The following is a 1210-nucleotide window of genomic DNA, read 5'->3' on the forward strand; positions in this document are numbered from 1 at the left end:
ATGCATGCCGGAGCATCCAGGCAGGCGCCTTGCGTAACGCACCGGCACCGAACAGCGCGCGGACCTTCAGCTTATCTTCCTGCAAGGCGGAGCTCATGGGATGACCGAGCAAGGCAGCCGCTACGTGATTGCCAACCTGCAGCAAGGCCCAGTCGATGCGAGCCTGCCCGTGTGCAGCCATGGCCAGGCCCAGGGTTTCGTCCGTCTCCGTTCCGCTGTCGCCCAGTTCGATGAAGGGCGTGCCTACGCCTGGCACGTAGGTCTTGCGATAGTAAGGCCGAGCCTCGGCCGCCACACGATTGGGCCAAGCCGGTGGAAGGTCGGGCGTGGGAGTGCCGACCTCGCCGAGTTGCAGCTGGGCGACGGTGGGATGACCGGGGTAGACCTCGTAGAGGCGAGCTATGTTGCTGCTGGCGAAGGCGGGGGTGTCGCGGTATTTATTGTTGTTGGTGCCGTCGAAGAAGAAGCCTAGGAAGATGTCTTCTTCGCATTTTGACTGTATTGGGATATCTTGATTGGAAGACATTTCTAACATTTCCCGGCGCTCGAACTGGGTCAATAAACTACGCGCCAACTCTGTGAACCTTGCTTGCATCAGTCATCCTCCTGGTAATCGACATCACACATTTTTATGTCGCTGATATCACTGTTTTTACATCTCTCGATCAGCTTCTGACAAATTGCAGCCTCTTCAGCAGGATCTCGATCTTGGTGAACGTTATCCGGCTGACAAACTCGCCTCATCATCGCCGCGAACCGTTCATGCGATGCCGGCACATATTTGGGCAAGTGTTTCTCGCATTGTTTCTGCGTGAGCCTGGATAAACATGATTCATAAGGCAAACGTCGATCCTTTCCTCTCCACTCTGGATGCCCTGGCTCCGCCCAAGAGACGACAATCTCAACCGCGTCACCCGGATAGAAAGCCACATACAAATCACCCGGCTTGTCGTACTCAGGAATCTCCATGACCTTGATCCGCATGGTTTCCTCCGTCATCTTCTTGTTCGACTTCTGCCACTCCACCCTGACCTGCATCCCTGGCTTCCATTTCTTCGGCAGCTTCAGGCAGCAACCTTTCCCGCCCGGCCCTTCCAGAAATCCGAGGATGCCGCTACCGATAGGCTGGTTATCCGCCTGATTGAACAAGGTATAGCCCAGGCCCCAGTCGTGCATGTAGTTCACCGCATCAGTGGAGACAGTCACACTG

Annotated in this window: 1 protein-coding gene and 1 pseudogene; both read right to left on the reverse strand. The window is 56.0% G+C overall.

Features of this window, described 5'->3' with window-relative positions; translation table 11 throughout:
• Window positions 1-526 (reverse strand): annotated as a pseudogene (locus I5W_RS03050) (hypothetical protein); the annotation flags it as partial.
• 68 nt (window positions 527-594) lie between these two features.
• A partial coding sequence (locus I5W_RS28990; RefSeq protein WP_050010605.1) for a DUF3304 domain-containing protein occupies window positions 595-1210 on the reverse strand: 616 nt, incomplete at its 5' end.

The organism is Herbaspirillum sp. B65, from assembly GCF_000333555.1.
In the GTDB taxonomy this organism is placed as follows: Bacteria; Pseudomonadota; Gammaproteobacteria; order Burkholderiales; family Burkholderiaceae_D; genus Herbaspirillum; species Herbaspirillum rubrisubalbicans.